The following is a 339-nucleotide window of genomic DNA, read 5'->3' on the forward strand; positions in this document are numbered from 1 at the left end:
GTATATACCACAGTAATTAATATTTCTATGCCTCTTGGCAAAACATAAAAATCAACTACTGCTGTGTTGGTAGGCTTCATTTGAAGTTCGACTTGCTGATGAATATTATGAAAAATATGTTAAAAGAAAGGTGGATTAAAATGAAGGATTATGGAAGGGTAAGAAGCACAATAAGCCCAAAACCCATGGTTATTGATGAATTCAGTGTATGGATTCATAAAAACATTACTGAAGTCAGTGAAAATGAATTCATTGGCTATGAATATGACATGATTCAGTATGAAAAAGATGAATATATTATGTTACTGCAATCAGATATTGATTATATCGGTATGATGA

At 31.0% G+C, this 339-nt stretch carries 1 protein-coding gene; it reads left to right on the forward strand.

Annotated features, from left to right (window positions below; translation table 11 throughout):
- Positions 1-98 precede the first annotated feature (98 nt).
- A partial coding sequence (locus UU7_RS18575; RefSeq protein ID WP_202946818.1) for a hypothetical protein occupies positions 99-339 on the forward strand: 241 nt, incomplete at its 3' end.

It is taken from the genome of Rhodanobacter spathiphylli B39 (assembly GCF_000264295.1).
Lineage (GTDB): Bacteria > Pseudomonadota > Gammaproteobacteria > Xanthomonadales > Rhodanobacteraceae > Rhodanobacter > Rhodanobacter spathiphylli.